Source organism: Bradyrhizobium sp. BWC-3-1 (assembly GCF_032917965.1).
Lineage (GTDB): Bacteria > Pseudomonadota > Alphaproteobacteria > Rhizobiales > Xanthobacteraceae > Bradyrhizobium > Bradyrhizobium canariense_D.
In genome coordinates, this window is the sequence record NZ_CP136625.1 from 3334656 (window position 1) to 3360916 (window position 26261).

At 64.5% G+C, this 26261-nt stretch carries 30 protein-coding genes; 12 read left to right on the forward strand and 18 right to left on the reverse strand.

Translation table 11 applies throughout. From position 1 onward, the window contains the following. Positions 1-562 precede the first annotated feature (562 nt). Positions 563-1147 carry a TetR family transcriptional regulator gene (locus RX329_RS15930; protein WP_018455555.1) on the forward strand — a complete coding sequence of 195 codons (585 nt, stop codon included), beginning with the start codon at positions 563-565 and terminating at the stop codon, positions 1145-1147. A 57-nt stretch (positions 1148-1204) separates the two neighbouring features. Here RX329_RS15930 and RX329_RS15935 read toward each other — a convergent pair whose 3' ends face one another. The 3 genes from RX329_RS15935 to RX329_RS15945 form a co-directional block, all read right to left on the reverse strand. Continuing rightward, positions 1205-1507 (reverse strand): hypothetical protein, encoded by a 303-nt coding sequence (locus RX329_RS15935; protein WP_018455556.1) that lies wholly within the window; start codon positions 1505-1507, stop codon positions 1205-1207. Positions 1508-1648: 141 nt separating this feature from the next. Then, complete coding sequence (locus RX329_RS15940) at positions 1649-2299, reverse strand: response regulator transcription factor (RefSeq protein WP_085351047.1); 651 nt, start codon at positions 2297-2299, stop codon at positions 1649-1651. A 7-nt stretch (positions 2300-2306) separates the two neighbouring features. Then, the gene (locus tag RX329_RS15945; RefSeq protein WP_085351048.1) at positions 2307-3677 is read right to left on the reverse strand and encodes a sensor histidine kinase; all 1371 of its coding nucleotides are present in this window, start codon (positions 3675-3677) and stop codon (positions 2307-2309) included. A gap of 179 nt (positions 3678-3856) precedes the next feature. On the opposite strand from RX329_RS15945, the gene RX329_RS15950 reads away from it, so the two are divergent. From RX329_RS15950 to RX329_RS15970, 5 genes are all read left to right on the forward strand, one after another. Further along, entirely contained in the window at positions 3857-4627 is a 771-nt protein-coding gene (locus RX329_RS15950) for a MotA/TolQ/ExbB proton channel family protein (RefSeq protein WP_085351049.1), read from the forward strand. Continuing rightward, on the forward strand, positions 4624-5310 hold the full coding sequence (locus RX329_RS15955) for a hypothetical protein (protein WP_085351050.1): 687 nt from the start codon (positions 4624-4626) through the stop codon (positions 5308-5310). The genes RX329_RS15950 and RX329_RS15955 overlap by 4 nt, the downstream gene beginning before the upstream one ends. Next, complete coding sequence (locus RX329_RS15960; RefSeq protein ID WP_018455562.1) at positions 5303-5908, forward strand: hypothetical protein; 606 nt, start codon at positions 5303-5305, stop codon at positions 5906-5908. The genes RX329_RS15955 and RX329_RS15960 overlap by 8 nt, the downstream gene beginning before the upstream one ends. Positions 5909-6024: 116 nt before the next feature. Continuing rightward, positions 6025-6765: a metallophosphoesterase family protein gene (locus tag RX329_RS15965; protein WP_085351051.1), complete on the forward strand. Its 741-nt coding sequence runs from the start codon at positions 6025-6027 to the stop codon at positions 6763-6765. A gap of 6 nt (positions 6766-6771) precedes the next feature. Further along, positions 6772-8196: a bifunctional serine/threonine-protein kinase/universal stress protein gene (locus tag RX329_RS15970; protein WP_018455564.1), complete on the forward strand. Its 1425-nt coding sequence runs from the start codon at positions 6772-6774 to the stop codon at positions 8194-8196. A gap of 24 nt (positions 8197-8220) precedes the next feature. Here the strand turns inward: RX329_RS15970 and RX329_RS15975 are convergent, their stop codons facing one another. The 4 genes from RX329_RS15975 to rpe form a co-directional block, all read right to left on the reverse strand. Further along, entirely contained in the window at positions 8221-8412 is a 192-nt protein-coding gene (locus RX329_RS15975; protein WP_085351052.1) for a hypothetical protein, read from the reverse strand. Positions 8413-8433: 21 nt separating this feature from the next. Continuing rightward, the gene (locus RX329_RS15980; protein WP_317246117.1) at positions 8434-8610 is read right to left on the reverse strand and encodes a hypothetical protein; all 177 of its coding nucleotides are present in this window, start codon (positions 8608-8610) and stop codon (positions 8434-8436) included. A gap of 4 nt (positions 8611-8614) precedes the next feature. Then, positions 8615-8755 carry a hypothetical protein gene (locus RX329_RS15985; RefSeq protein ID WP_162847284.1) on the reverse strand — a complete coding sequence of 47 codons (141 nt, stop codon included), beginning with the start codon at positions 8753-8755 and terminating at the stop codon, positions 8615-8617. Between the two features lie 149 nt (positions 8756-8904). After that, positions 8905-9606, reverse strand: coding sequence for a ribulose-phosphate 3-epimerase (rpe, locus tag RX329_RS15990; RefSeq protein WP_018455567.1), 702 nt, complete (start codon positions 9604-9606; stop codon positions 8905-8907). A 250-nt stretch (positions 9607-9856) separates the two neighbouring features. Between rpe and RX329_RS15995 the strand changes: the two genes are divergently transcribed. Next, on the forward strand, positions 9857-10651 hold the full coding sequence (locus RX329_RS15995) for an EF-hand domain-containing protein (protein ID WP_317246118.1): 795 nt from the start codon (positions 9857-9859) through the stop codon (positions 10649-10651). Positions 10652-10663: 12 nt separating this feature from the next. Here RX329_RS15995 and RX329_RS16000 read toward each other — a convergent pair whose 3' ends face one another. The 3 genes from RX329_RS16000 to RX329_RS16010 are packed head-to-tail and all read right to left on the reverse strand — an operon-like array spanning position 10664 to position 14790. After that, the gene (locus RX329_RS16000) at positions 10664-10876 is read right to left on the reverse strand and encodes a KTSC domain-containing protein (protein ID WP_085351054.1); all 213 of its coding nucleotides are present in this window, start codon (positions 10874-10876) and stop codon (positions 10664-10666) included. 49 nt (positions 10877-10925) lie between these two features. Further along, a complete protein-coding gene (locus RX329_RS16005; RefSeq protein ID WP_018455570.1) occupies positions 10926-11921 on the reverse strand; it encodes a P1 family peptidase in 996 nt (331 codons plus the stop codon). A gap of 58 nt (positions 11922-11979) precedes the next feature. Then, positions 11980-14790, reverse strand: a complete 2811-nt coding sequence (locus RX329_RS16010; RefSeq protein ID WP_162496426.1) for a PAS domain S-box protein — start codon at positions 14788-14790, stop codon at positions 11980-11982. A 240-nt stretch (positions 14791-15030) separates the two neighbouring features. On the opposite strand from RX329_RS16010, the gene RX329_RS16015 reads away from it, so the two are divergent. Next, entirely contained in the window at positions 15031-15417 is a 387-nt protein-coding gene (locus RX329_RS16015) for a response regulator (RefSeq protein ID WP_085351056.1), read from the forward strand. Positions 15418-15498: 81 nt separating this feature from the next. Here RX329_RS16015 and RX329_RS16020 read toward each other — a convergent pair whose 3' ends face one another. The 5 genes from RX329_RS16020 to RX329_RS16040 all read right to left on the reverse strand — a co-directional run bounded on the left by RX329_RS16020 (position 15499) and on the right by RX329_RS16040 (position 20589). Continuing rightward, positions 15499-16617: a branched-chain amino acid ABC transporter substrate-binding protein gene (locus tag RX329_RS16020; RefSeq protein WP_018455573.1), complete on the reverse strand. Its 1119-nt coding sequence runs from the start codon at positions 16615-16617 to the stop codon at positions 15499-15501. A gap of 156 nt (positions 16618-16773) precedes the next feature. Then, positions 16774-17514, reverse strand: a complete 741-nt coding sequence (locus RX329_RS16025; protein ID WP_018455574.1) for an ABC transporter ATP-binding protein — start codon at positions 17512-17514, stop codon at positions 16774-16776. Beyond that, positions 17511-18344 (reverse strand): ABC transporter ATP-binding protein, encoded by an 834-nt coding sequence (locus tag RX329_RS16030; protein WP_018455575.1) that lies wholly within the window; start codon positions 18342-18344, stop codon positions 17511-17513. The genes RX329_RS16025 and RX329_RS16030 overlap by 4 nt, the downstream gene beginning before the upstream one ends. Next, positions 18341-19660, reverse strand: coding sequence for a high-affinity branched-chain amino acid ABC transporter permease LivM (gene livM / locus RX329_RS16035; RefSeq protein WP_018455576.1), 1320 nt, complete (start codon positions 19658-19660; stop codon positions 18341-18343). The genes RX329_RS16030 and livM overlap by 4 nt, the downstream gene beginning before the upstream one ends. Before the next feature lie 11 nt (positions 19661-19671). Further along, positions 19672-20589 carry an ABC transporter permease subunit gene (locus RX329_RS16040; protein WP_018455577.1) on the reverse strand — a complete coding sequence of 306 codons (918 nt, stop codon included), beginning with the start codon at positions 20587-20589 and terminating at the stop codon, positions 19672-19674. Between the two features lie 341 nt (positions 20590-20930). Here RX329_RS16040 and RX329_RS16045 point away from each other — a divergent pair, with 341 nt between their 5' ends. Beyond that, complete coding sequence (locus RX329_RS16045; RefSeq protein ID WP_085351058.1) at positions 20931-21467, forward strand: hypothetical protein; 537 nt, start codon at positions 20931-20933, stop codon at positions 21465-21467. On the opposite strand, the gene RX329_RS16050 is transcribed toward RX329_RS16045, so the two are convergent. The 3 genes from RX329_RS16050 to RX329_RS16060 form a co-directional block, all read right to left on the reverse strand. Then, positions 21429-21821, reverse strand: a complete 393-nt coding sequence (locus tag RX329_RS16050) for a carboxymuconolactone decarboxylase family protein (protein WP_085351059.1) — start codon at positions 21819-21821, stop codon at positions 21429-21431. The two genes, RX329_RS16045 and RX329_RS16050, sit on opposite strands and share 39 nt — an antisense overlap. 107 nt (positions 21822-21928) lie before the next feature. Next, positions 21929-22711, reverse strand: coding sequence for a 3-oxoadipate enol-lactonase (gene pcaD, locus RX329_RS16055; protein ID WP_018455580.1), 783 nt, complete (start codon positions 22709-22711; stop codon positions 21929-21931). A gap of 36 nt (positions 22712-22747) precedes the next feature. Then, positions 22748-24103: a 3-carboxy-cis,cis-muconate cycloisomerase gene (locus tag RX329_RS16060; RefSeq protein WP_085351061.1), complete on the reverse strand. Its 1356-nt coding sequence runs from the start codon at positions 24101-24103 to the stop codon at positions 22748-22750. A gap of 184 nt (positions 24104-24287) precedes the next feature. Between RX329_RS16060 and RX329_RS16065 the strand changes: the two genes are divergently transcribed. The 3 genes from RX329_RS16065 (at position 24288) to RX329_RS16075 (ending at position 26224) form a co-directional block, all read left to right on the forward strand. Next, positions 24288-24734 (forward strand): carbon monoxide dehydrogenase subunit G, encoded by a 447-nt coding sequence (locus RX329_RS16065; RefSeq protein ID WP_317246120.1) that lies wholly within the window; start codon positions 24288-24290, stop codon positions 24732-24734. A gap of 164 nt (positions 24735-24898) precedes the next feature. Next, a complete protein-coding gene (locus RX329_RS16070; protein ID WP_007602418.1) occupies positions 24899-25384 on the forward strand; it encodes a (2Fe-2S)-binding protein in 486 nt (161 codons plus the stop codon). A gap of 33 nt (positions 25385-25417) precedes the next feature. Beyond that, positions 25418-26224: an FAD binding domain-containing protein gene (locus RX329_RS16075; RefSeq protein WP_027518800.1), complete on the forward strand. Its 807-nt coding sequence runs from the start codon at positions 25418-25420 to the stop codon at positions 26222-26224. The last annotated feature ends 37 nt before the right edge of the window (positions 26225-26261 follow it).

Genomic DNA, 26261 nt, shown 5'->3' on the forward strand with positions numbered 1-26261 from the left:
GAAGGTGGGCGGGCGACCCAGAAGGGGCGACCTGCCAAAATGCTTTTTACGCCGTGACTTAGCAGAGCGGGGAGAGCGAAACAAACGGCACCGGCAACGTAGCGGGGGATGATTGGGCTGGGTGGGGGGGATCGGCCGGCCGCGGCGCGCGATGAGCGGCACGTGCCCCGGGGCCGCAGATATTAACTGTCAATCACGGATCATTGACTGACAGATATTGAAATCTGTCAGCGAGACGTGTATATCCGTTCTCGGACGCTCCAATCGGGCGTCTGGCGGCATCCCGGGAGCCCGACGTCCCAAGCAGATGGGGGATTGAGGGTCGCAATTGAACAACAGGGACCGCCAATTGATTGGAGACTTACGACAATGACGACCGAAATCATCAATTTGACCGGGACGATTGGGCACTGGCTCAATTTACTGGTGGCGCGCCAGATCGCGGCGCAGGCTGCAAAACTGCCTCATTAAGGCGAGAGCTTTCCGAAACGACCGGCACGGGCGCTTCGGAAGCAGCTCTGTCACCGGGTAACTGAGCCCTCAACGGGAACATGGTGCTGGCATGAACGAAGCCGTTATCTTGACGCCGGAGCGGATCCTCGAAGTCACCGAGGACGTGCTGCGGCGTTACGGACTGGCCAAAGCCACCGTGGTCGACGTTGCCCGTGCGCTCGATGTGAGCCATGGCAGCGTCTATCGCCATTTCCCGAGCAAGGCTTCGCTGCGCGAAGCGGTTGCCAAACGCTGGCTTGACCGCATCGACGCGCCGCTGCTGGCGATCGCCAAGGAGCAGGGCCCGGCGCCTGACAGGCTCGACCGCTGGCTGCGCACGCTGTTCGCCGCCAAACGTTCGCGTGTGCTCGACGACCCCGAGATGTTCGACACTTATCTGACCCTGGCGCGCGAAGCCTGCGCGGCCGTCAAATGTCACAAGGACACCATGATCGACCAGATCGCGGCAATCCTGTCCGACGGCGTGACGCAGGGCGTGTTCGCCGTCGATGACGTCAAGACCACCGCGCGTGCGATCTTCGATGCCACAGTCCGCTTTCACCATCCGGCCCATGCCGACGAGTGGAAGGATGCCGATCTCTCGGCGCGTGTCGATGCGACGCTGGCGCTGGTATTGCGCGGGCTGAAGGCGTAGGCCGAATACTCCACGCGCTGTTCCAAAGCCGCTCGATCGCCCGCATGGGCGGCGCTTTTATCCGTCGACCTTGTGGGCGAGGGCACCATCGCGAAGCGAACGCGGATGGTGGGACTTTTTCCGCGCACGAAGAGCGGTACCCGCCAATGGCACGACCGGGGGGCTTTCCGGATACGCATTGACTTCAATTTCGACGAGGTCCTTCGCCCGCTTTCGAAGCCTGTAGAATGCAAGCTCCTGTTCGAGCATGGGGCAGTGGAATCGAATGGTTGCTGTGTCTGGCAAGCGGCAGAGTTCATCGATGAGCTCGCCGACAGTGATGAGCGCGGGATAGGTAGCTTCGCGGATAGCCTTACTCATGGCGGAACTCCTTCACTGCGGTACTAACTGGAGTTCGATGGCCTCCGTTCCAATCCGCATCGCAAGGCGGTCGAAATATACCTGGGAGACGCCCGCATGCGGAGGGCCCTGTGCGCCTGCCTTCCAAGGGGGGGCGGATATCTAGATTTTGGTCAGCCCACAACTGGCCGCCAGCCGCACGAGCTGCGCGTCCGTACGCGCGCCGGTCTTGGTCTTGATCAGATAGTGATAGTTCTGCACCGTCTTGACGCTCAGATTGAGATGCGCAGCGATCTGTTCGGTCGTGGCACCGCCGGCGAACTGGCGCAGGATCTCGATCTCGCGTTCTCCCAATTGATCCAGCGCCGAGCCCGCCGACAGACTGTCCTCGGCCAAGATGTGCGCGATGTCGTCGCTCATGGCGCGCTCGCCGCGGGCAACGCTGCGGATCGCGGACACGACTGCGGACGGCTCGCTACTCTTGGTGACGAAGCCGCTGGCGCCGGCACTGAAGGCTGCCTTCACCAGAACGGCTTCGTTGTGCATGGTAAAGACGAGGATGCGCGCCCGCGGACTGCGCGCGCGGATGTTGCGGATGGCTTCCAGTCCGCTCGCGCCGGGCATCGAGATATCAAGCACGACGACATCAGGATCGCGCGCCTTGAAGGCGCTGTAGGCATCCGCAGCGTTGTCGGCTTCCGCCACGACATGCAGATCACCCTGGCTTTCCAGCACGCGCCGATAGCCTTGCCGCACGATCGGATGGTCGTCGACCAGCAGCACGGAAATGCCCGTTGCCGTAATCTCGTTCATGCCGGCCTCATGCGGCGAGCGGGATGGTGGCGGCGACGCTGAGTCCGCCTCGGGCGGGCAGGATCGAGAATGATCCACCGGCCGCTGCGACGCGCTCGCGGATGCCGGTGAGGCCGAAGCCGGCCGACTGCTTGACGCGTGCCGCGTCGCCGCCGCCATCGTCGTCGACACGGATCAGCAATGCATCGTCGTCGCCCGCGCGCCGTTCCACGCTGAGCGAAATCTCGCGTGCCGCGCCGTGGCGCAACGCGTTGGTCAGGCATTCCTGCGCGACGCGATAGGCCGTGATAGCGGCCGGGCCGCTGATGTCGGTGAGGTCGCCCTTGAGATCGAGCTGGATCGTCGGCCGCGCCGAGCTCTGCGAGCGCCAGCTATCCACCAAATTCACGAGGCTCGCCTCCAGCCCAAGCTCGGCGGGCAGAGGATTGCGCAGGCGCTTCAGCGCGTCGCGCAGCGAGGCCATCAGATGATGCGTGGCCTGCGAGATCATCCGCGCGTCCTGCACGATGTCGTCGCGCTTATCTGCCTTCGTGCTCGCCGTTTCGATGGTGTTGGCGAAGGCGAGGATGGCCGAGAGATTTTGTCCGAACTCGTCGTGCAGCTCGCGGGCGAGCGCGCGGCGTTCGTCGTCGCGGATCTCGATCAGGCGCCGCGTCAGCGCCGCGCGCTGTTCGGTCGCCTCCTCCAGCCGGCCGCCGAGCTCGCCGACGGCGCTGCCGATCATCGCCAGCTCCATCGAGCGGAAGCGCGGCAGTTTCGTGCGATAATGGCCGCGGGCCATGCGCTGCAAGGCCGTGACGATCGTGCGCGCCGGCGCCAGCGCATGCGCGATCGCGAGCGAGGCCAGCAGCGCGATCGCCGCCGCCATCAAAAGCGCGACGTCGATCACGTTGAGGATGTACTCCCAGGCGAGCGAAATGGCGGCCGTTTCATCCGGCGTCGCGACCACCGTTCCGGCGGTCGCCGCGCGGGGACTGACGGGCCGTATCACTTCGGCATGGCTGCCGAGGAAGGTCGGCACGATCGACGCGAACCAGCGCGGCGGCGTCTTGCCCAGCCCCTCGCTCTGGCCGCAGAGCGGCTTTTCGAATGCGATGGCCGGTTGGAATTCGACGCAGACGCCGGGCGAGATCAGCTTCATCGTCTCCAGCGTGCGCCACTCCGGAACCGGCAGAAGCTGCTCGCGTGTTCTGCTGCTACGCAACAGGAATTCGTGCCAATACAGGGCCTGAAGCGCCTGGGCGACCCGCTGCGCCGAGGCCGCAGTTGCCCGGTCGACGCTGCGATAGGCGTCGAACGTGGCCCAGATCGTCGCCGCCCCAAGGCAGAGCGCGACGATGAGAAACAGACGGGCGACAAGCTGAAGCACAAGGCGCATGCGATCACCCCAAAGTTTGCTAAGGTCAGCCTAACAACGCCGCCGCGCCTTGCCAATTGCGAGGCACGGCAAGATGGTAGCTCGGGCAAATTTCCCATGCCGGATTGGGCATGGCTCTTTGGACCGGGCGCGGCGGCTTTGATCTAATGGGCGGAATTCACGGCCAGGAGCGGTGCAGCATGAGTTCGATGACGATTGGGCCGATCGCGGGGCCTGCTGCCGACCCATCCGAGCGCAGTGCGCTCCTGTTCTGGATGATCTTCACCGGGCTTTCGATCTTCGCCGTCGTGCTGCTGTGGCGGTTCGGCCTGATCCGCCTGATGCTGACCTCAGATCGGACCTACATTTCCAGCGTGATCGCGCTGCTCTATGTCCTCACCTGCGGTCACTGCTTCCTGCGCACGCGGGCCATTGCCCGCGAGGGCGCGGCTGCAAGGCGCTGCCGCGCGGTGCTTGCGGCCCCCGAGGGCGGCAGGGCGCTCGACGTCGGCGCTGCCGCGCTGCCGCGCGGGCTGGTGCGGGACCACATTGAGAGCCTCGTGACCAAGGCCGCGGCGCAGGACTACCGCCCCGTCGACCAGACGCTATTGCTGCGAACGCTCGCCGACCGGCTGCGCGGCTCCAACGGCTTCGGGGCCTTCGTCTCGGATACGCTGATGAAGCTCGGCCTGCTCGGCACCATCGTCGGCTTCATCATCATGCTGGCGCCGATCGCGGGACTGGATGCCGCCGACAAGGTCGCGATGCGATCCTCGATGGGACTAATGAGCGACGGCATGGCGGTCGCGATGTACACGACGCTGGCGGGCCTCGTCGGTTCGATCCTGGTCCGCATCCAGTATTACATGCTGGATGCCGCGACCCAGAAGGTGTTCTCGGATGCGGTGGTGCTGACCGAGACCTATGTGACGCCGGTGCTGGAACGTAAGGGCGCTGGAATCGCGACATGATGGATGATTTCGGTCTCTATCCGCGCGAGGAGCCGTTCGATCCCTTGGGCGTGATGCTGTTCAAGGCGCTCCAGGTGATCGCTTTCCTGTTCTTCCTCGCGCTGCTCGCGGTCTCGCCGGACGCCAAGGACGGCAAGATCGACTCCAAGGCCGAGTTCATGATCACGCTGGACTGGCCCGACAGCCATCCCGACGATCTCGACCTGTTCGTGCAGGATCCCGTGGGCAATATCGCCTGGTATCGCCACCGCGAGGCCGGCTTCCTCACGCTCGACCGCGACGATCGCGGCGGAGCCAACGACTTCATCATGGTCAACGGCAAAAAGATTGCCTCGCCGATCCGCGAAGAGATCGTCACGGTGCGGGGCATCGTTCCCGGCGAATACACCGTCAATGTCTCACATTTCGTGGCTACGACCGGCGAGCCTGTGACGGCCAATGTGAAGGTGCAAAAACTCAATCCGACGGCGCAGGTGATCTTCGATAACAAGTTCACGGTCGATCACACCGGCGACGAGAAGACCGCGGTGCGGTTCCGACTCGACGCCGAAGGCAAGGTCGTCAATGTGGACCAGCGGCCGAAATCGCTGCTGGAGACCTTTCGCAGCGGCTGGCGCAACGGCGCCGATCTCGACCCGAGCACCGGCGTGAGCAAGAACGCTGTGAGGGTGCGCCGTGACTAGCCTGCCAACGGTCATCCTCACGCTATCGATAGCCTACGCCGTCATCGGTGCGCTGCTGCTGGTCGTTCTGGTCTATGCGCGGCTGCATTGGTCGTTCAAGGCGGTCGCGGTGGTCGTGACCAGTGCGTTCTATGTCGTCAGCTTCACCGAGATGCGCGGGCTGCTCGGCTGGGCCAGCGCCGATCGGCTGCCGGCCTCGTTCAAGCTGCTGAAGGCCCGCATCGTCGAGCCGCATTCGCTGGAGGGCGATCCCGGCTCGATCTATCTCTGGGTCGAGCAGCTCGACGAGGACAATCGGCCGAGTGGCATCCCGCGCGCCTTTCGTGTGCCCTACAATGACAGGCTGGCCGACAAGACCCATGCGGCGGAGAACGAGATCGCGCTGGGACATCCGCAAGGCGGCCGGGCCGCCGATTTCGGCGGCGGCGATGGCAGCCTCATCGACATGGTCCGGGAATATGTGACGCCCAAGACCATCATGGAGACGAGCGGAGGCGATTCCTCGACCGGCGAATTCCTGGCACCACCGGCCGGCGCGCAGGGCGCCGTGTTCACGCCGTTGCCGCCGCCCCGGATGCCGCCGAAGGACGAGCAATAGGCTCTTCACCATCGCGACAGGGCAGTGCTGGCAAACCGCGCGCCGCTGGCGCATGTTCTTGACCTCCCTCAATTTAGCCTTATCGGCTCCCAATAAGGTTCGAGGGTGGAGGGTGCGTGCTTCTCGCTGTCTTCTCGGATATCCACGGCAACCGGCAGGCGTTCGAGGCGTGCCTGAAAGTCGCGCGGGCGCGTGGCGCCGAGCGCTTCATCCTGCTTGGCGACTTCGTCGGCTATGGCGCCGATCCGGAATGGGTGGTGGATACCGCGATGGAGCTGGTTGTCCAAGGCGCCGTCGCCGTGCGCGGCAATCATGACCAGGCGGTGAATTCCTCGGCCGAGACCATGAATGCCGAGGCGCAAATCGCGATCGAATGGACCCGCGGCCGGCTCGACACCGCGCAGCGGCGGTTCCTGGCGGAATTGCCGATGCTGGTGGAGGACGGCGATCGCCTGTTCGTGCATTCGGAAGCCTCCAGCCCCCGAAGCTGGCACTATGTCCGATCGACCGCCGACGCAGCCAAGAGCCTGATCGCGACGCCGGCTCATGTCACGTTCTGCGGCCACATCCACCGCCCGGCGATCTATTCGATGTCGGTGACGGCGAAGATGTCGGGACTCGTGCCCAAGACTGACGTCTCCGTACCGCTGCTGCGCGGCCGGCAATGGCTTGCGGTGCTCGGCTCGGTCGGCCAGCCGCGCGATGGCGATCCATCCGCGGCTTTCGCGCTGTTCGACACGGTCTCGTGCCAGATCACCTATTGCCGCGCGCCCTACGACGTCGAGACGGCCGCGAACCGGATCCGCGAGAACGGCCTGCCGCATTGGCTCGCCGACCGACTGTCGCAGGGGCGTTAGAGGCCGATGCCGAAACCCCTCGTCAAATCGGGCGCAGAGATCGACGGCTACACGATTGGCGAATGCGTCCATGCCGGCGGAATGGCGACGCTGTGGACCGTCACCCGTCCCGGCCTCGACGTGCCGCTGCTGATGAAAATTCCGCGGGTGTCGGAGGGCGAGGACCCCGCGGCGATCGTCTCCTTCGAGATGGAGATGATGATCCTGCCGCGGCTTGCGGGTCCGCACGTGCCCTCCTGTTTCGGCACCGGCGATTTCGCCCACCAGGCCTATGTCGTGATCGAGCGCATCTCCGGGACCACGCTCTACAAGCGGTTGCCCGACCTGCCGCTGCCGTATGACGAGGCGCGGCAGCTCGTCGCCAGGATCGCAACGGGGCTTGCTGATTTGCACCGGCAGAACGTGATCCATCACGACATCAAGCCGAGCAGCATCATGTTCCGCGAGAGCGGCGAGGCGGTGTTGATCGACTATGGCCTGTCGCATCACAACCATCTGCCGGACCTGTTGCAGGAGGAATTCCGCCTGCCTTACGGCACCGCGCCCTATATGGCGCCAGAACGGTTGTCAGGGGTGCGCGACGATCCGCGCAGCGATCTGTTCTCGCTGGGCGTGCTGCTCTATTTCTTCACGACCGGCGAGCGGCCGTTCGGCGAGGGCGAGACACTGCGTGCGATGCGGCGCCGGCTTTGGCGCGATCCGCACCCGCCGCGCGGCTTGCGCGCTGATTATCCGCCCTGGCTCCAGGAGGTGGTGCTGCGGTGCCTCGAGATCGAACCGGTGCGGCGCTATCCGACGGCGTCGCAGCTCGCCTTCGATCTGACCCATCCGGACCAGATCAGGCTCACCACACGCTCGGAGCGGATGAAGCGCGACCCGTTAAGCGTCGCTTGGCGGCGCCGCTTCAACCAGGGCGTCATGCAGCCGCGCGCGAAATCGGATGTCGCAGCCCAGATCGCATCAAGCCCGATCCTCGCGGTCGCGCTCGACACGGTGGAAGGCGCCCCCGAGCTGAACGAAGCGTTGCGCGTCACCACCGAGCGTATTCTCGCCACGCTGCCGTCGGCGCGGCTCGCCTGTCTCAACGTGCTGAGGCTCAACCGCATCGCGATTGACAGGACGCTGGATGAGCAGGGCTCCAACAAGCATATCGACCGGTTGGTGGCGCTCAGACACTGGGCCACGCCGCTCAAGCTCGATGAGAGCCGGCTCTCGGCTCACGTGCTGGAAGCCGTCGATCCCGCGGCGGCCATCCTGGAGTTTTGCGAGGTCAACCACGTCGACCACGTCATCATCGGCGCGCGGCAGGGCTCGTTCAGGCGCACGCTGCTCGGCAGCGTCTCGGCCAAGGTGGCCTCGGAAGCGGCCTGCACCGTCACCGTGGTACGGCCGCCGCGAATGGCTGCGGATGCGGGCGAGGAGGCCGGATAGGGCCGCGCTCTGGATCCTGGAGGCTCAGGCCGCGTGAGCGGTGTGGACGGAGCGCTTGCGACGGATCGGCCAGGAGAATTGCGGGCCGGGCTCGCAGTGATCCGCGCTGCCGCCGAAGAACTGGATGATCTCGCGGCACGGCTCGCAGTTGAACAGGTTACGCGACGCGGATGCCTTGGTCATTTCCTTGAGGCAGTTCGGGCAATGCGGCTTCATGAGCTTGGTCCAGAAAAGAATTCAATGCCGGCGCGGTGACCGGAGCGGGTGATCCAGGTCCATCTCGGGCCCGGTGTCGTCGCGCATCTCGCCTTCGGTGCGTTCGAGCCGACCGAAGAAAAAATTGAGGTCAGGATGTGGGCGCCGCGGGATGCGGCACCGGCGCTTCGGCTGACGTTTCACGAGCGCGATCTGCATGGGGTCAGGCCCGATACCAGTCGCGACGAGCGATGCGGGCCGAGCGTACCGAGACCTTCACCGGTCCGGCCGATGGACCAAACACAACAAACGCACAAAAACCAAGCCACAACGCCACGCCAGTCCAGACCAGGGTCGTCGTCATGATGTGCTCCCGCGAAAACAGGCAAGAATCACTTGCGGTGATTTGCGCGAATCAGGGAAGCCCGGAGGAGTACGGATCAAGTTGCAAATTTAGGCATTACGCGCCGCAACACCCGTAGAGGCCGCACGTCTGCGGAGTCGAGCGGGCCCTCAGATCGCCTCGCCGCGTGCACCCGCGGCGGCGTTGCGGATTGCGGCGATGTTGGTCTTATAGGCATCCTGCGTGCCGCCCCTGAACACGGACGTGCCGGCGACGAAGGCGTTGGCCCCGGCCGCAGCCAGGGGACCTGCGACGTCGGGCCCGACGCCGCCATCGACCTCGATATCGATCGGCCGGCCCGCTGTCATGGCGCGGATGTCGCGGATCTTGCCGATCGCGGAGGGGATGAAGGCCTGGCCGCCGAAGCCGGGATTGACCGACATCACCAGCACGAGGTCGACCAGGTCCAGGACGTATTCGAGCGCACTGATCGGCGTGCCCGGATTGAGCGAAACGCCGGCCTTCTTGCCGAGTGCGCGGATCGCCTGAAGCGAGCGGTGCAGATGGGGACCGGCCTCGGCATGCACGGTGATGTGGTCGCAGCCGGCTTTCGCGAAGGCCTCGAGATAGGGGTCACAGGGCGAGATCATCAGATGCGCGTCGAAGATCTTCTTGGTGTGCGGGCGCATCGCCTTAATGACGTCGGGGCCATACGAGATGTTGGGAACGAAGTGCCCGTCCATGACGTCGAGATGGATCCAGTCGGCTCCAGCGGCGTCCACGGCGCGCACCTCCTCGCCGAGCCTGGAGAAATCCGAGGCCAGGATCGAGGGCGCGATTGCCAGGGGGCGGGGAGCGAAGGCTTGGGTCATGGCGGTTTCCCGTGGCGGCCGTGGAAGATGGACTCGCCTAACATGGGCCTCTCAGCCGGGCAATGCAGGGGCGGCGTGCTTCCTGTGGGCGGAAATTTCTGCCGCGACCGGCATGAATTGCCGGTGTTCCGGGCCGTGCAAAGTGCGGTGAAAGCGGATTTCATTGAGCTTTTTGCGCTGGCACGGCGCTTGCTGACTTCACCTGAACAGAACATTGGCCGCGGCATGCCGCATCGGTTGGAGTTGTGCAATGTTGTTTGCTCTTGGGGCCGTATCGAGCGCACTCGACGCGATCCAGTCGCTGACGAATTCGAAATCGTCCTCGTCGACGCAGAAGACGGGAACCTCGCAAAAGCCCGCGACCAATCCGTTCGCGATCGAGAGCGGCAGCAACAGCACGACCGGCGCGGCCTCGTCGGTCAATGCGGGCAAGACCCCGCAGATCTCGCCGGAGACGATGAACGCGCTGTTCGCTGCGCAGAGCCAATCCTCGGACAGCACCGGCAGCGCCGCCAGCTCGACCTCGTCGAGTTCGACGTCCTCCTCCTCGACGCGCCGCGACGCCGCCTTGAAGGATCTGTTCTCGCAGATCGATGGGGACGGCGACGGCAAGATCACCAAGTCGGAATTCGAGAATGCGCTCGGCGCCGGCGGCACCAATCTCGCGCAGGCCGACGACGTTTTCTCGAAGCTGGATTCGAATACCGACGGCAGCGTCAGCCTCGACGAGATGTCGAAGGCGCTGAAGGGCGGCCATCACGGTCACCATCACGCGCAAGGCGCGGGCGATGCCTCCGGCAGCGGTTCGGGTTCCTCCTCGCGGTCCAGCGGCGGCTCGACCTCGACCTCGACGACCGGCGCCGACGGTTCGACCACCACCACTGTCACCTATGCCGACGGCTTCAAGATGTCGACGACGGTCCCGGGCGCCTCCAGCTCCCGTAATTCGGCGTACGATCTGTTCGCGCAGTTGATGCAGCGGCAGGGCGGGCAGGGACAAGGCGCCTCAGCGGCTGTCGGTTCATCGATGTCGATGAGCGTGTAACCTTGCTCACGGCTAGCCTGCATATTCGTGCGTGATGTCACGATAGACATACCGATCACGGATTTCGCGGTTGAAGAACGTACCCTTTGAGCGCACATTCTTGAGCGCGGCGGCGACCTCGGGCGGAACGTCCGCGTAGACATAGACGCGTCCGCTGACGAAAGTCACCGTCAGCTCGCGCCTATCGGGGGCGTAGCGGAAAAAGCGGATCACGGAAGACGGCATGGCGGTGCACCTTGTCGGCCAGGGTAACGCCGTGTCAGCCGTTTCGTTTCTATCCGAACCGGTCCTTCCACGCCGGCATTGCGCCGGCAAAGGGCAGGGCCGTCGCATTGTAGACGCCGCGAGCGATGGCGCGTGCGACCACGTTGGCGGCGATCGTTCCGAGCTCGGTAAGGCCGACCAGCGGCTCGATCGGCTTCTCGCCCGTTGCGGCGGCGAACAGCACGTCGCCGTCGGTCGGGGCATGCACCGGATAGATCGCACGGGCGAACCCGGTATGCGCGATCATCGCAAGCCGCTTGGCCTGGGGTTTGGTCAGCGTGGCATCGGTGACAACGACGCCGATCGTGGTGTTCTCGCGCGCGTTCGCGGCGGGTCCGCCCTTGATGCGCATCGCCAGCATGTCCGGTGTGAACGTGGACGGCAGGCCGCGCCCGCCGAACTCGCCGTTCTCCTCGAAGGGCGCAGCCCAGAACCAAGGCCCTTCGCCAACGGTTGTGCTGCCGACCGCGTTGACGACCATGATCGCGGCGACCTTGATACCATTGGCCAGGACCGCGGAGGCCGACCCCAGTCCACCCTTGAAGGTCGCGGTGGTGGCACCGAGGCCGGCGCCGACGCTGCCCAGTGCGAAATCGTCGCTGGCGGCCAACGCTGCGGCGTAGCCGAGGTCGCGATAGGGCGCGAAGCGTCCCCAGGCCTTGTCGCCGCCGTTGAGCAAGTCGAAAACGATTGCGCCAGGCACGATCGGAATCACCGCCTCGCGAATCCGCAAGCCGCGGCCTTGTTCGGCGAGCCAGGCCTGGATGCCGCCGCCGGCGTCGATTCCAAAGGCGGAGCCGCCGGACAGCGCGATGGCGTCAACGCGATCGACGGTGCTGGCGAGGTCGAGCAACGCGTCTTCGCGCGTGCCGGGTCCGCCGCCGCGAACATCGATGGCCGCAACCGCGGGGGCGTCGAAGATGATCGCGGTCGTGCCAGTGGCGATTTTCGCATCCTCGGCATGGCCGACGCGGACGCCGGCGATATCGGTGAGAAGGTTTTTCAAGGCGGCTCCGCAGGCTGAAAGGCGCTCGCTTCAGCGATATCGCAGGGATGCCGCAGGCTCAACCCGCGAGCGCGGTCCTCAGCATCTTGGCGAGCTCGGACTTACGGTAGGGCTTTGCCAGCAGCAGCACGCCGGAATCGAGCCGCCCGTGGTGGACGATGGCGTTCTCGGTGTAGCCCGAGGTGAACAGCGTCTTCAGGTCGGGGCGGCGGCGAGCCGCCTCGTCGGCGAGCTGGCGGCCGTTCATGTTGCCGGGCATGATGACGTCCGTGAATAGCAGGTCGATGTCCTTGTCGGCGTCGATGATGACGAGGGCCTCGGCCGCGTTGGCGGCTTCGAGGGCGGTATAGCCGAGGCTCTTGATCTGGGTCACGACATATTGGCGCACCAGCGCGTCGTCCTCGACGATCAGGATCTTCTCGTGGCCGCCGGTGACGGGCGCGTTCTGCAGCGCCTCGAATTCGGTCTCCTGCACGCCGCTCGAGCGCGGCAGGTAAATCTTCACGCTCGTGCCGTGGCCTTCCTCGCTGTAAATCTTGATGTGTCCGCCGGACTGCTTGACGAAGCCGAACACCATGCTGAGCCCGAGGCCGGTGCCCTTGCCGACCTCCTTCGTGGTGAAGAAGGGATCGAACACCCGGTCCATCAACTCCGGCGGGATTCCGGAGCCGGTATCGCTGACGGCGATCATGACGTAATTGCCGGCCACCACGTCGGGATTCATGCTGGCATAGCCGTCGTCGAGGAAGATGTTGCGCGTCTCCAGCACCAGCGTGCCGCCGTCGGGCATCGCATCGCGCGCGTTCAGCGCGAGGTTGAGGATCGCGGTGGAAAGCTGGCCCGGGTCGATCAGTGCCGGCCACGCATCCTCGGTGAGTTGCGGCATGATGGTGATCTGCTCGCCGAGCGTGGGATGCAGGAGCTTTGCGGCCTCGAGCGTCAATGCGTTGACGTCGATTTCGCGTGGTTGGAGCGGCTGCTTGCGGGCGAACGCGAGCAGATGCTTGGTCAGTTGCGCGCCGCGCTCGGCGGCGTCGTCGATCAGCTTGGTGATGGCGGCGAGCTCGGGACGGTCAGCGACCGCGTCCGCCAAAATTCCGATCGTGCCGGTGATGACGGTCAGCACATTGTTGAAGTCGTGCGCGACACCGCCGGTCAATTGACCAATCGAATCCATCTTCTGGACGTGCCTGAACTGCGCCTCGGCCGCCTGCTTCTCGGTGAGGTCGCGGCCGATGAAGAAGTGGCGCTTGACCGGCTCGGACCAGGTGCCCATCCAGTTCAGCGTGACCTCGTGACCGTCGTAGTGGTAGTAGCGCGCCTCGAAGCTGCGCTTGACCGCGCCACGCCGCGCCGCGCGCATCTCGTCGCGCGTCTTCTGGAGGTCATCGGGATGAATGAACTCGGTGGCGCTGTGCCCGATCATGTCTTCCGGATTCAAGCCGAGAATGGTCTTCACGCTCGGGCTGACCTGGATGAAATTGCCAAAACCGTCGGTGACCAGGATCAGATCCTGTGAGGTCTCGAAGATCCGCTGCCGCTCCTCGACCTCGCGGCGCAGTTTTTCTCGTGCCTGCTTCTCTTCCGTGATGTCGTGGGCGATCTTGGAAGCGCCGATGATCTGTCCGTTGGCTGATTTCAGCGGAGAAACATTGAGGACGACGTCGACCCGCCGGCCGTCCTTTCGGATCCGGACCGTCTCGTGCTGTGCGATCGTTTCGTTGCCGCCGACCCGGTTCAGGATACCCCTGACCTCGGCCTTGCGGTCCTCCGGGACGATGATGTCGATCGGCTGCCCGATGGCCTCCGCGGCGGCATAGCCGAACAGATGTTCGGCGGCCTTGTTCCAGCCCGTGATGACACCGTCGAGCGTCTTCGTGATGATGGCATCATTGGCGGATTCGACGACGGCGCCGTACAGGGCAAGGCGCTTGCCATAATAGTCGCGATCCAATGCCGACTGCTGGCGCAGCCTGCCGACGAGACCCAGCGTATGCGCCTGAAGGCGGACATTTTCGATCAGGAGCACCGCGAGCACGAAGGTCGCCGCGCAGAGGCCGTAGACACGACCGGCGTAGAAGCCGAGATCGAAGCGCGCCACGTTGACGATCGCCGACAGCGCGATGTCGAACAGCCATGCGCACATCACCACCATGAGCCAGACATCGATGACCGAATGCGGACGGCGGAACCACAGCGAGACCAGCGCGGCGAAGCTCAAGGACCAGACAAAGGACACCACGCCGATCATGATCTGCGTGTAACCGCCATCGCGCAGCAGGACCGGAAGCAGGTCGTGCTGCGCAGTGACGATCCAGGTCAAGACGATCATGATCGTGACGACGCCGACCACGCTGGCGTAGATCGCCTTGCTTGCCGAGCCCGTGATCCGGGCGCCGCCGTCGGCCTCCTTCAGCCAGGCGTAGGCCAGCACGCAGAGCGGAAAGCCGCCGTGCCAGATCATGTAGAGCCAGACCGTGGTCTGCTGGTTGGCCCCCAGCAGCCCGGTCGGCGAAAAAAGTCCGGGGAAGGTGAGGGCATGGACCACGGCCGCGGCGGCTGTGAAAAGATAGCCCGTCGCGAGCACGAGCAGCGCGCTGGTCCTGAGCACCGCAAACTGCGACAACAGCAGGACGGCGGTGACAATGTCCGCGACCACAAGGGCGGATTGATAGCTGGCGACGAAGGCTGGCACGGGCAGTAGCGGGATACCCGCGAAGGGCACGGCCACTGCGAACAGGATCGACGAGACGCCCACGATCGCCAATGCTGCGGTGCGGTCCTTCGGGGTAGCCGGCAACGTCGAAAGGAATGTGCTTCGATCGGTCGTCGCAGACACGTGCAGCTCGCGCAGATCGGTTTTGAGCATCTTCGCCAATCTCATTTGGCCCAATCAATTTCTGCCCATGGTAGCGGGTTCTGGGCACGCATCATGACAAAACCCACTGCGACTCAACCGAAGGTTACAGTTTACTTAATTATGGGGGGAACGCGCACCGGGGATCGGGTAAGATGCGCTTTACTGGATGGTGCAATAATGCTCTCCCGCAGCTGCGGGTTCCAGGTTTGAACCAGGCATTTTGATTTCAGGATCCGGGAGTTGTTCCCTATGCCCCGCGTTCTCATCATCGACGACCAGAAGGACGTCCGTGCGATGGTCGCGATCGTGCTGCGCGTCAACCGTTATGAGGTCGTTGAGGCCGACAGCGGCGCAGCCGGGGTGAAAGCCTTCACCGAGGTCGGCTTCGACGCGGCAATCGTGGACATTTTCCTCGGCGATACCAGTGGCGTCGAGGTCATCACGACCCTGCGCGAGCTTGCACCGAGCCTCCCGGTCGTTGCCGTGTCGGGGATGACGGCGCTGGACTTCATGGAACAATCGCCCCACCTCGCCAGCGTGGTCTGCCTGCAAAAGCCGTTTCGGCCGAACGATCTTCTTGAAGCGCTGAGGAAGGCCCAAGGCGCGGTGGACGGCGCGATACAAGCAGCAGTCTGATCCTGACGCAGGAAGAAACGCCCCGGGCGAGCCGGGGCGCGATGATGATTGGAGGAGGCCTTCAGGCCCCGGCAAGCGTGCTTAGGTGCCGTTGCCGCTGATCGCGGCGTAGCCGCCCTTGGCGTCCCATTTGTAGACGACGTAGTCGAGCTGCTTGATATCGCCCTTGGAGTCATACTCGATCGGCCCGATCACGGTATCCCACTTGCCGGCCTTGATGGCTGCCATGACCTTCTTGGCGTCGGTGGTGCCGGCCTTCTTGGCCGCCTCCGACCAAACCTGCATCGCTGCGTAGGTGTAGAGCGTGTAGCCCTCGGGGTCGATGTTCTTGGCCTTGAAGGCTTCGACGATCTTCTTCGCGGTCGGCTTGTTGCGCGGATCGGGGCCGAAGGTGAACAGCGTGCCTTCGCCGGCCGGGCCGGTGATGGAGGCGTATTCCTTGTCGGCGAGTGCGTCGCCGGCCATCAGCACGGTCTTCAGGCCCTGGTCGCGCATCTGGCGCAGGAGAAGGCCGCTCTCTTGATGGTAGCCCCCGACATAGACGAGATCGATGTTGTCGCGCTTCAGCCGCGAGACGATCGCGTTGAAGTCCTTGTCGCCCTTGTTGTAGGACTCGTACATCTTCTCGGTGACGCCGGCCTTGTTGAGCGCCTTCTTGGTCTCGTCCGCAAGACCCTTGCCGTAGGTGGTCTTGTCGTTGAGGATGGCGATGTTCTTGCCCTTGTAGTTCTTGGCGATGAACTGGGCGGCGACCAGGCCCTGCTGGTCGTCGCGGCCGCAGACGCGCGCCACGTTCCACAGTCCGCTATCGGTGAACTTCGGATTGGTGGAGGCGGGAGTAATCTGGAGCACGTTGCCGTCGGCATAGGCTTCCGACGCGGGGATCGACGAGGACGAGCAATAATGCCCGGCCACGAACGGAATTTTCGCGCCGGCGATCTTCTCGGCGATCGAGCGCGCCTGTTTCGGATCGCAGGCGTCGTCCTCGACGGACAACGCGAGCTTCTTGCCGTTGACGCCGCCGGCGGCGTTGATATCGGCTACGGCCATCTCGGCGCCGTTCTTCATCTGGCGGCCGAAGGCGGACTCGCCGCCGGTCATCGGACCTGCGACTGCGACGGTGACATCCTGCGCGAATGCCGCGCTCGACAGCGCGATCGATGCGCCGAATGCCAGACCGATGAGCTTCAGTGATTTCATGAGATACCTCGAGGGTGGTCGCCTGTGGAAGTTACCGGGCATGCCCGGTTCAAACCGGCGCCATTCTTGAATGAATTCGAGGAGAAGTCACCGGCAAAATACGGGCATTGGCAGAGATATCGCCAAATTCGGCCGCACGGGTTCGCCTTGGCGGCCTCAGCCGTGCCGGCCGCCTTCCAGGTAGGCGGCGCGAATCTCGGGGCGCTGCAACAACTCGGCACCGGTCCCGGCCAGGGTGATCAGGCCATTGACCATGACATAGCCGCGATGGGCGAGCTTGAGCGCGTGGTTGGCGTTCTGCTCGACGATCAGCACGGTCAGGCCGTCCTGCCGGTTCAGAGTGCGGATCGCATCGAAAATCTGGCGCGCGATCAGCGGCGCCAGACCGAGCGAGGGCTCATCAAGCAGGAGCAGGCGAGGGCGGCTCATCAAAGCGCGGCCGATGGCCAGCATCTGCTGCTCGCCGCCAGACAGGGTTCCCCCGCGCTGGCCGTAGCGTTCCTTCAGCCGCGGAAACAGCGTGAACACGCGTTGTAGCGTCACCTCGCGTTCGGCGTCGGTGCATTCGGTGGCGTCCGCCCCCATCTGGAGATTTTCCGCCACGCTCATGCGCGGGAAGATGCGGCGGCCTTCCGGCGATTGCGCGATGCGCAAATGCGCGATCTCGTGGGTGGGCACTTCGGTGATGTCGCGGCCTTCGTACAGGATCTGGCCGGCGCGGGCGCGGGGCTTGCCGAAGATCGTCATCATCAGCGTCGATTTGCCGGCGCCGTTGGCGCCGATCAGCGCCACGATCTCGCCGGCATTGATCTCGAGGTCAACGCCCTTCAGCGCCTCGATCTTGCCGTAGGCAGCGCGAAGGCCGTGGATCGCGAGCAGGGCAGTGGGCGACGTCACGACCCGCTCTCCATCACGGCCGCCGCCTCTTCCTCATCGGTGCCGAGATAGGCGGCGATCACCTTCGGATCGTCGCGAACCTCGCGCGGGGAGCCTTCAGAGATCTTCACACCGTGGTCCATCACCACGATATGGTCGGAGATCTCCATCACCACGGACATGTCGTGCTCGATCAGCAGGATCGAGGTGCCGAGCTCGTTCCGGATCGACAGCAGCAGCTCGCTCAGGGCGGCGCTCTCGCGCGCATTGAGGCCGGCGGCGGGTTCGTCCAGGCACAAGAGCGCGGGCTCGGTGCACATCGCGCGTGCGATCTCGAGTCGTCGCTGGTCGCCATAGGCAAAATTACCGGCAGCATCGTCGGCGCGATCGAGCAAATTGACGCGCTTGAGCCAGTCGGTGGCGAGATCAATCGCGCGCTTCTCGGCGTCGCGGTAGACGGGCGCGCCAATGAGCCCGAGCAAGGTGAAGCCGGAGGCGCGCATCAGCGCGTTGTGCTGCGCCACCATCAGGTTTTCCAGCGCCGTCATGCCGGGAAACAGGCGGATGTTCTGGAAGGTGCGGGCGACCTTGGCCTGCTTCGCGATGCGGAAATCGTTCAGCCGCTCCAGCGCGATCACCTTGCCGTCGTCATGGCCGAGGCGGATGGCGCCGCCGCTCGGCTTGTAGAACCCGGTGATGCAGTTGAAGACCGTTGTCTTGCCGGCACCGTTGGGTCCGATCAGCGCGGTGATCTTCTTCCGCTCGGCAGCAAACGACAGGTCCTGCACCGCGACGATGCCGCCGAAGCGCATGGTGAGCCGGTCGACCTCGAGAATCTGGTCGCGGCTCATCCGTGCCCCTCCTTGACGAGGTCGGATGAGATCGCGTGGGCCTTGGTCAGATACACGGTCGGCGCGCGATGGCCGATCAGGCCGCGCGGCCGCCAGATCATGATCAGCACCATGGCCATGCCGAACACCAGCATGCGATAGCTCTCGAGGCTCCGGAACAGTTCGAAACCGCCGATCATGGCGAGCGCTGCGAGCGCGACGCCAAGCTGCGAGCCCATGCCGCCAAGCACGACGATGGCGAGCACCAGCGCCGATTCCTGGAAGGTGAAGGATTCCGGGCTGATGAAGCCCTGGCGGGTCGCAAAGAACGCGCCGGCAAAGCCGCCGAACATCGCACCGGTCGCGAATGCCGTGAGCTTGGTGGTCGTGGTGTTGATGCCGAGCGCGCGGCAGGCGACCTCGTCCTCGCGCAGGGCTTCCCAGGCGCGGCCGATCGGCAGGCGGCGCAGCCGGATCGTCACCCAGTTGGTGAGCAGCGCGAGCGCCAGGATCAGGTAGAACAGGAAGACGATGCGGTGGGTCGGCGAATATTCGATGCCGAGCCTGGCTGCGAGGCCGTTGTCGCTATTGTCGAGCGGGATGCCGAAGAAAGAGGGGCGGGGAATGCTGGAGACGCCGTTGGGGCCGCCGGTCAGATCCTGCCAATTGATGATGACGAGGCGGATGATCTCGCCGAAGGCGAGCGTCACGATCGCGAGGTAGTCGCCGCGCAGGCGCAGCACGGGGAAGCCGAGCAGCACGCCCCAGAATGCGGCGAGGACGCCCGCTAGCGGCAGGCAGATCCAGAATGACCAGCCGAAATTGGTCGCAAGCAGCGCGTAGGAATAGGCGCCGACCGCATAGAAGGCGACATAGCCGAGATCGAGCAGGCCAGCCAGCCCGACCACGACATTCAACCCCCAGCCCAGCATCACATAGGTGAGCACGAGGATGGCGAGATCTAGGATGTAGCGCTGGTCATAGAAGATCACAGGCACCAGCAGGGTGAAGATCAGAAGCGCCGGTGCGAGATAGCGGCCGAGGAACGACATTCCGCTCTGCACCGCCGGCGGCACCAGCTTCTCGGCGCCGGTCGGACCGATCCATTGCTTGAGCAGCTCGAGCACGATCGAGCCGCCGAATACCGCGGCGACGAGGGAGGCGACCTCGCCGAAGCGCGTCCAATAGGTGAGCTGGCCGTCGGAACCGGCTTCGGTGCGGACGCCGACCATCAGCGAGAACAGCACCAGCGCGATCAGTGCGTTGACGCAGGCGGTCTTCAGGAGAGCGGGGATGCCCGATGCGGTTTTGGCCGTATTGATCGAGGGAGCTTTCACGCGCGCGACCGTCAGACTTTTTCGACTTCGGGGCGGCCGAGCAGGCCGGTCGGCATGAAGATCAGCACGACGATCAGGATCGAGAACGCGGCGACATCCTTGTATTCGACCGAGAAATAGGCCGACCAGAACGTCTCGATCAGCCCGATCGCGAGCCCCCCGAGCATGGCGCCGGGCAGCGAGCCGATGCCGCCGAGTACGGCCGCGGTGAACGCCTTGATGCCGGCGACGAAGCCCATGAAGAAATCGACCAGGCCGTAATAGAGCAGGTACATCAGGCCGGCCACTGCGGCGAGCGCAGCGCCGATCACGAAGGTCATGGAGATAGTGCGGTCGACGTTGACGCCGAGCAGCGCCGCCATGGTCTGGTCCTGCTCGCAGGCGCGCATGTCGCGCCCGAGCCTTGTGCGCGACACCAGCCAGGTGAAGATCGCCAGCAGCACGATGGTGGTGATGACCACCACGATCTGGATATTGGAGAGCTGGATGACGAAGCCATCGGCGCTCTCGTGCAGCGTATAGCCGCCGGTGATCACTGGCGGCACTGGCTTCACCCGCGCGCCTTGCGCCACCTGCGAATAGTTGGTCAGCACGAACGACATGCCGATCGCCGACAGCATCGGCGCGAGGCGGAAGGAGTGGCGCAGCGGACGGTAGGCGATGCGCTCGATGGTCCAGCCATACAGGGCGGTGATCGCCATCGAGACCAGGATCACGATCAAAAGGATCACCGGGACCGCAGTCAGGCCCGTCGAGACCAGGAGAAGGAAGGTGATCAGGGCGATGAAGCCGCCGATCATGAAGACATCGCCATGGGCGAAGTTGATCATCCCGACGATGCCGTAGACCATCGTGTAGCCGATCGCGATCAGCCCGTAGATCGAGCCGAGCACGAGGCCGTTGATGAGCTGCTGGGCGAAATAATCCATAGGCTGCCGTACCCAAATCTGACGCGGCTCAAAGGGAGCTCTTCGAGAGAGAGTGCTGGTTTCTTCTCGGGCCCCGGCAGCCCTTAAGCATTCTCGTTTTGTAACAGGAGGGAACTGGCGGCTGCAACCGGCCTCGCCTCCGCATCAAGGCTTTTACAGAGATCATTTGGCGCTCCGGTTCCCCCGCAATGGGCGGAACCGGCTCCGCCAGCGCCATCGGATGCCTGTCGGGAGGCAGTTAAGGTAAACAAAGGGTTTAAATTGCCGCCACAGTCTGATGCGAGTTAGCTCCCGGCAGAGCCTTTCATCGAAGGCGCGGGCCAAACGAAGCGGGAAGCGGCATGTTCGGAAACTGGCGGATCGGTTCGGTCAACGGCGCACTTCTGGCGGCCTATTTCATCCCGACCTGGACCCTCGTTGCCTTCAACATCATGGTGGCGCCGGTGCACGGCCTCTATGAGCGGCCGAGCGTCGCAGTCGCTCTTTTCCTCAGCGACCATCTCCAGATGGCGGGGATGGACACGGTGCGCGCCGCCTGGCTGCTGGCGCTGGGGCGCTTAACGGTGGTGGCGTTCTTTGCGATCTACCTTGCGCTGCTCTGCATCCCCCGTATCCGCAAGAACGGCGGCAGCGACGAAGCGCTCGGCATTGCGCTTGCGATCGGCAGCCTGATCTCGTTTGCGAGCATGATCATGGCCTCGAAGGTCGGCGAGATGGCCGCGCTGCGGCTGCACGCCACCGAACTTCTGCTCTTGCTCGGTGCCGCCATCGTGGTGGTGATCGAGCGGCCCGCGGCGGCGCCCAAGATCGCTCAGAAGCCCGTCGAGGCCACCCCGCCGCTAGGTCTTGAGCAGGCCGAGCTCCTGCACAATCGCTGAGGCTTCCTTGACGGCGTGGTTCGCCGCCGGCACGCCGCAATAGATCGCCTGCTGCAGCAGGATTTCCTTGATGTCGTTGGGCGTGAAGCCACCCTCAGCGAGGGCCGCGCGCACATGCAGGCGGAATTCATCCCATTGCCCAAGCGCAACCATGGTGCCGATCACCAGCACCCGCCGCGTGCGCTCGTCGAAATGCGGCCGCGTCCAGATCTCGCCCCAGGCGTAGCGCGTGATCATGTCCTGGAAATCGGTGTTGAATGCATTGCGACCCGCGATCGACTTGTCGACCCAGGCATTGCCCAGCACTTTTCGGCGCACGTTCATACCGGCATCGCGGCGTTTCTGGTCGTCCATGCTGTTTCCTCCTTCGTCATTGCGAGGAGCGAAGCGACGAAGCAATCCAGTCTCTCACGGCAGACGGATTTCTGGTTGCATCGCTGTGCTCCCAACGACGGTTGTGGCTAGCGTTGCGTCAAAAAGCCCACGACCGCGTCGGTGAATGCGTGCGGCTGCTCGACATTGGAAATGTGGGCGGCGTCAATGATGGTCATGCTCGCGCCGGGAATGCTTGAGCGGATCAATTCACCCGCCGAAATCGGCGTCGCCATGTCGTGGCGGCCGGCGATCACCAGTGTCGGGTTCTTGATGTTCGGCAGCAACGCGCGCTGGTCGAGCGTCGACAGCGCTTCGCAGCAGGCGAGATAGCCTTCGAGCGGCGAGGCCAGCAGCATCTCCTTCATCCTGGCGGTGATGTCGGGCGCGCGCTCGCGGAAATCCTGGGTGAGCCAGCCGGCGATGACGGCGTCGGCGACGGCGGCGATGCCGCCCTTCTTCACCGCGTCAATGCGCTCGAGCCATTTGGTCGGCTCGGCGTAGTAGCAGGAGGTGTTGGCGAGGATGAGCTTACCGAAGCGCTCCGGCGCGTTCGCGCCGAGCCATTGCCCAACCATGCCGCCCATCGACAGGCCGCACCAGTGCACTTTTTCGATATTGAGGTCGTCCAGGATGGCGAGCACGTCGCGGCCGAAGCGCTCCATGGTGTAGGGGCCGGGCGGAACGTTGGACTTGCCGTGGCCGCGGCGGTCGTAGCGGATGACGCGGAATATCTGCGTCAGTGCCTTCATCTGCGGCTCCCACATCTGCAGCGTGCAGCCGAGCGAGTTCGAGAGCATCAGCGTCGGCCCGCCGTCGCGGCCCTCGACGGAGACGTTGATCAGGCAACCGTCGGCATCGATCATGGGCATGCGGGCGTCTCCGTTTTATTTGCGCGCAGGACTGCTTTATTCGCGTTCGAGGCTGTCGAGCAGGCGGTCGATCAGGGCTTGGGAAGCGCCTAGATAGGCCATCGGCTCGAGCAACGCCGCAATTTTTTCCGGCGAAAGATGCGCAGTGACATGCGAATCGGCTGCGAGCACCTCGCGCAGATGCTTCTTCTCGGCGACCGCGCGCTTGCTCGCGGCCTCGATCAGATGATGCGCATCGCTCTTGCCGATCGTCTCGGCCAGCGCAAAGGTAACCGCTTCCGCCATGATCAGCCCGTGCGTCGCATCGAGATTGCTGCGCATGCGCGCGGCATCGACATCGAGACCCTCGGCGATGTCGACGATGGCGGCAAGCGCGCCGGAGGTGACCAGCATCAATTGCGGCAGCGTCGGCCATTCCGCGTGCCAGGGACCGGCGCTGCGTTCGTGGTCCTGCACCTGTGCGGCAAAAATCGTCGCTGCGAGCTGAGGCGCCATGGTCGCGCAGCCGAGCGCGCTTGCGGCTGCGACCGGGTTGCGCTTGTGCGGCATGGTCGAGGAGCCGCCGCGGCCTTCCCCGGCGGGCTCGAACGCCTCTGCGACGTCGGTCTGCATCAGCAGCGAGACGTCGCGCGCGATCTTGCCGCAGCTTCCGGCGAGAATCGCGAAGGCTGATGCGGCTTCCGCGATGCGGTCACGGTGGGTGTGCCAGGGGGCTTCTGGCAATGGCAGGTTCAGCTCCTGCGCCAGCCGTTCTGAAACGACGAGCCCCTTGTCGCCAAGTGCCGCAAGCGTGCCGGCCGCGCCGCCGAATTGCAGTGCGAGGCCCTCGCGGCGCAGCCGCCTGAGGCGGCAGCGGGCGCGGGCAAGGCTTGCGGCATATTCGGCGGCCTTCAGTCCGAACGGCATCGGCAGGGCGTGCTGGAGCCAGGTTCGCGCCACCATTGCCGTGTTGCGATGACTGCGCGCAAGTGCGGCAAAGCCCTTGATGGCGCGGCTGAGATCGGCGTCCAATGCATCGATGCCGGCGCGAAGCGTGAGCATGGTCGCGCTGTCGATGACGTCCTGGCTGGTCGCGCCCCAATGCACGTAGCGTGCGGCCTCGGCGTCGCCCTTGCCGACATTGGCGGTCAGAGTCTTGACCAAGGGGATCGCGAGATTGCCGGATCGAGTCGCGGCCTCGGCCAGCGCAGCCATGTCAAAGGTATCGGCCTTGCACGCGGCTTCGATCGGGCCCACCGCGGACGCGGGAATCACACCCGTGGCCGCCTCGGCTCGGGCGAGGGCTGCCTCGAAATCGAGCATATTCTGAAGGGTCGACCGGTCGTCGCAGACCGCGCGCATGGCCACGCTCGACAGCATCGGCGCGAGCAGGGGGGAGAGGGATGTGCTCATATTGTGCGGGACCTAACCACCATGACCCGCCTGTGCCAATCCCAAACCGGCGGCGCAAGCTTTTTGCAGTTGCGAATATGCATTGCACGTGACCGAGGGCCACCCTTTCTTTTGCCGCCTCCGTGCGGTACTTGAGCTGCATTATAGTTGCGCGATCCAAGTTCGGTATCCCGGGAGGCACCCAATGGCCATGACGATGAACGGCGAAGTCCAGCTTGCGGCGCCGCGCGAGGCCGTGTGGGCCAAGCTCAACAATGCCGAGGTGCTGAAGGCCTGCATCCCCGGCTGCGAGGAGCTGGAGAAGACCGACGATGGCGGCTTTCGCGCGACGGCGAAAATGAAGGTCGGTCCGGTGTCGGCGCGCTTCAAGGGCAAGGTCACGCTGTCCGATCTCGACCCGCCGAACGGCTACAAGATCTCCGGCGAAGGCGAGGGCGGGGTGGCCGGCTTTGCCAAGGGTGGCGCCGTGGTCAAGCTTGCGGAGAAGGACGGCGGCACGCTTTTGTCTTACGAGGTCGAGGCGCAGATCGGCGGCAAGTTGGCGCAGCTCGGCCAGCGTCTGATCAACGGCGCCGCCAAGAAACTGGCAGACGAATTTTTCGCGAACTTCGCCAAGGCGGTACAGGGCTGAAGGCCAATACCTCGAGCATTGCGCCTTTCGGCATATCGCGTTTTGTCATGGCGCCTTGCATTCCCGGTGATGTTGCCCCGGGGCATAATGGCCCATATGATGGGTTGGAATAATTATAAGAACCGCTTCGACGGGACCCGTCGGGGCGCTGATAGAGAGTGTTTATGGCAAAAATCTCCCTCATCGTGAACGGCAATCCTGTCACGGCCAATGTCGATCCCCGCACCCTGCTGGTGCAGTTCCTGCGCGAGAATCTGCGGCTCACCGGCACCCATGTCGGCTGCGACACCTCGCAGTGCGGCGCTTGCGTCGTGCATCTGGACGGCAAGGCCGTGAAGTCCTGCACCACGCTCGCCGTGATGGCCGATGGCCACGAGGTCAAGACGATCGAGGGCCTGGCCGCCGACGGCGCGCCGCTGCATCCGATGCAGGAGGCCTTCCGCGAACACCATGGCCTGCAGTGCGGCTTCTGCACGCCCGGCATGATCATGACCGCGATCGACATCGTCCATCGCAAGGGCAACGAGCTCGACGACCACACCATCCGCGAGGAGCTGGAAGGCAATCTCTGCCGCTGCACCGGCTACCAGAACATCGTCACCTCGATCTCCGCCGGCGCCAAGGCGATGGCGAAATCCGATCTCGCGTAAACCGCGCGCGCACTCTGCGATCAGGACATTCAGATGTACGATTTCAAATACCATCGCCCCGGGACCGTTCGGCAGGCCGCCAACCTCCTGGTGAAGAACGAAGATGCCAAGGTGATCGCCGGCGGCCACACGCTGATTCCCGTCATGAAGCAGCGCCTCGCCAGCCCGCCGCATCTGGTCGACCTCTCCCATATCGATGGGCTCAACACGATCGAGATGAAGGGCCGCGCGCTCGTGATCGGTGCCACCGCCAGGCATGCCGAGGTCGCAAGCTCCGCCATCGTCGGCGAGGCGATCCCGGCGCTCGCGAACCTGGCCGGCCAGATCGGCGATCCCGCCGTGCGCCACAAGGGCACGATCGGCGGCTCGCTCGCCAACAACGACCCGACAGCGGACTATCCGGCTGCCGTGCTTGCGCTCGGCGCCACCATCGTCACCAACAAGCGCCGCCTCAAGGCGGAGGAGTTTTTCCAGGGCCTGTTCACGACGGCGCTCGAAGCCGACGAGATCATCACCAAGGTGATGTTCCCGCTGCCGAAGAAGGCGGCCTATATCAAGTTCCGCAACCAGGCCTCGCGTTACGCGCTGGTCGGCGTGTTCGTGGCGCGGCGTCCCTCCGACGTGCGGGTCGCGGTCACCGGCGCCGGCTCCGAAGGCGTGTTCCGTGTCACCGCGTTCGAGGAAGCCCTGAAGAAGCGCTTCGCCGCGAAGGCGCTTGACGGCATCGAGGTGCCCGCGGACGGCCTCAACAGCGACATCCATGGCAGCGCCGAATACCGCGCGCACCTCATCGGCGTGCTGACGCGGCGCGCCCTCGACGCCGCCAACGCCAAGGAGTGAGTGATCCTCACGCCTCGGCCCAAACTTGTCCCCGGTG

Coding starts and splice junctions, on each gene's coding strand:
- RX329_RS16020 (WP_018455573.1), bottom strand. CDS start 16,617: ATGAAATCACTGAAGCTCATCGGTCTGGCATTCGGCGCATCGATCGCG.
- RX329_RS16070 (WP_007602418.1), top strand. CDS start 24,899: ATGGCAAAAATCTCCCTCATCGTGAACGGCAATCCTGTCACGGCCAAT.
- RX329_RS16010 (WP_162496426.1), bottom strand. CDS start 14,790: ATGCTCAAAACCGATCTGCGCGAGCTGCACGTGTCTGCGACGACCGAT.
- RX329_RS15970 (WP_018455564.1), top strand. CDS start 6,772: ATGCCGAAACCCCTCGTCAAATCGGGCGCAGAGATCGACGGCTACACG.
- RX329_RS15955 (WP_085351050.1), top strand. CDS start 4,624: ATGATGGATGATTTCGGTCTCTATCCGCGCGAGGAGCCGTTCGATCCC.
- RX329_RS16015 (WP_085351056.1), top strand. CDS start 15,031: ATGCCCCGCGTTCTCATCATCGACGACCAGAAGGACGTCCGTGCGATG.
- RX329_RS16060 (WP_085351061.1), bottom strand. CDS start 24,103: ATGAGCACATCCCTCTCCCCCCTGCTCGCGCCGATGCTGTCGAGCGTG.
- RX329_RS15980 (WP_317246117.1), bottom strand. CDS start 8,610: ATGCAGATCGCGCTCGTGAAACGTCAGCCGAAGCGCCGGTGCCGCATC.
- RX329_RS16075 (WP_027518800.1), top strand. CDS start 25,418: ATGTACGATTTCAAATACCATCGCCCCGGGACCGTTCGGCAGGCCGCC.
- rpe (WP_018455567.1), bottom strand. CDS start 9,606: ATGACCCAAGCCTTCGCTCCCCGCCCCCTGGCAATCGCGCCCTCGATC.
- RX329_RS15935 (WP_018455556.1), bottom strand. CDS start 1,507: ATGAGTAAGGCTATCCGCGAAGCTACCTATCCCGCGCTCATCACTGTC.
- RX329_RS15945 (WP_085351048.1), bottom strand. CDS start 3,677: ATGCGCCTTGTGCTTCAGCTTGTCGCCCGTCTGTTTCTCATCGTCGCG.
- RX329_RS16000 (WP_085351054.1), bottom strand. CDS start 10,876: ATGCCGTCTTCCGTGATCCGCTTTTTCCGCTACGCCCCCGATAGGCGC.
- RX329_RS15950 (WP_085351049.1), top strand. CDS start 3,857: ATGAGTTCGATGACGATTGGGCCGATCGCGGGGCCTGCTGCCGACCCA.
- RX329_RS15930 (WP_018455555.1), top strand. CDS start 563: ATGAACGAAGCCGTTATCTTGACGCCGGAGCGGATCCTCGAAGTCACC.
- RX329_RS16050 (WP_085351059.1), bottom strand. CDS start 21,821: ATGGACGACCAGAAACGCCGCGATGCCGGTATGAACGTGCGCCGAAAA.
- RX329_RS15985 (WP_162847284.1), bottom strand. CDS start 8,755: ATGACGACGACCCTGGTCTGGACTGGCGTGGCGTTGTGGCTTGGTTTT.
- RX329_RS16065 (WP_317246120.1), top strand. CDS start 24,288: ATGGCCATGACGATGAACGGCGAAGTCCAGCTTGCGGCGCCGCGCGAG.
- RX329_RS16030 (WP_018455575.1), bottom strand. CDS start 18,344: ATGAGCCGCGACCAGATTCTCGAGGTCGACCGGCTCACCATGCGCTTC.
- pcaD (WP_018455580.1), bottom strand. CDS start 22,711: ATGCCCATGATCGATGCCGACGGTTGCCTGATCAACGTCTCCGTCGAG.
- RX329_RS16040 (WP_018455577.1), bottom strand. CDS start 20,589: ATGGATTATTTCGCCCAGCAGCTCATCAACGGCCTCGTGCTCGGCTCG.
- RX329_RS16045 (WP_085351058.1), top strand. CDS start 20,931: ATGTTCGGAAACTGGCGGATCGGTTCGGTCAACGGCGCACTTCTGGCG.
- RX329_RS15995 (WP_317246118.1), top strand. CDS start 9,857: ATGTTGTTTGCTCTTGGGGCCGTATCGAGCGCACTCGACGCGATCCAG.
- RX329_RS15975 (WP_085351052.1), bottom strand. CDS start 8,412: ATGAAGCCGCATTGCCCGAACTGCCTCAAGGAAATGACCAAGGCATCC.
- RX329_RS15940 (WP_085351047.1), bottom strand. CDS start 2,299: ATGAACGAGATTACGGCAACGGGCATTTCCGTGCTGCTGGTCGACGAC.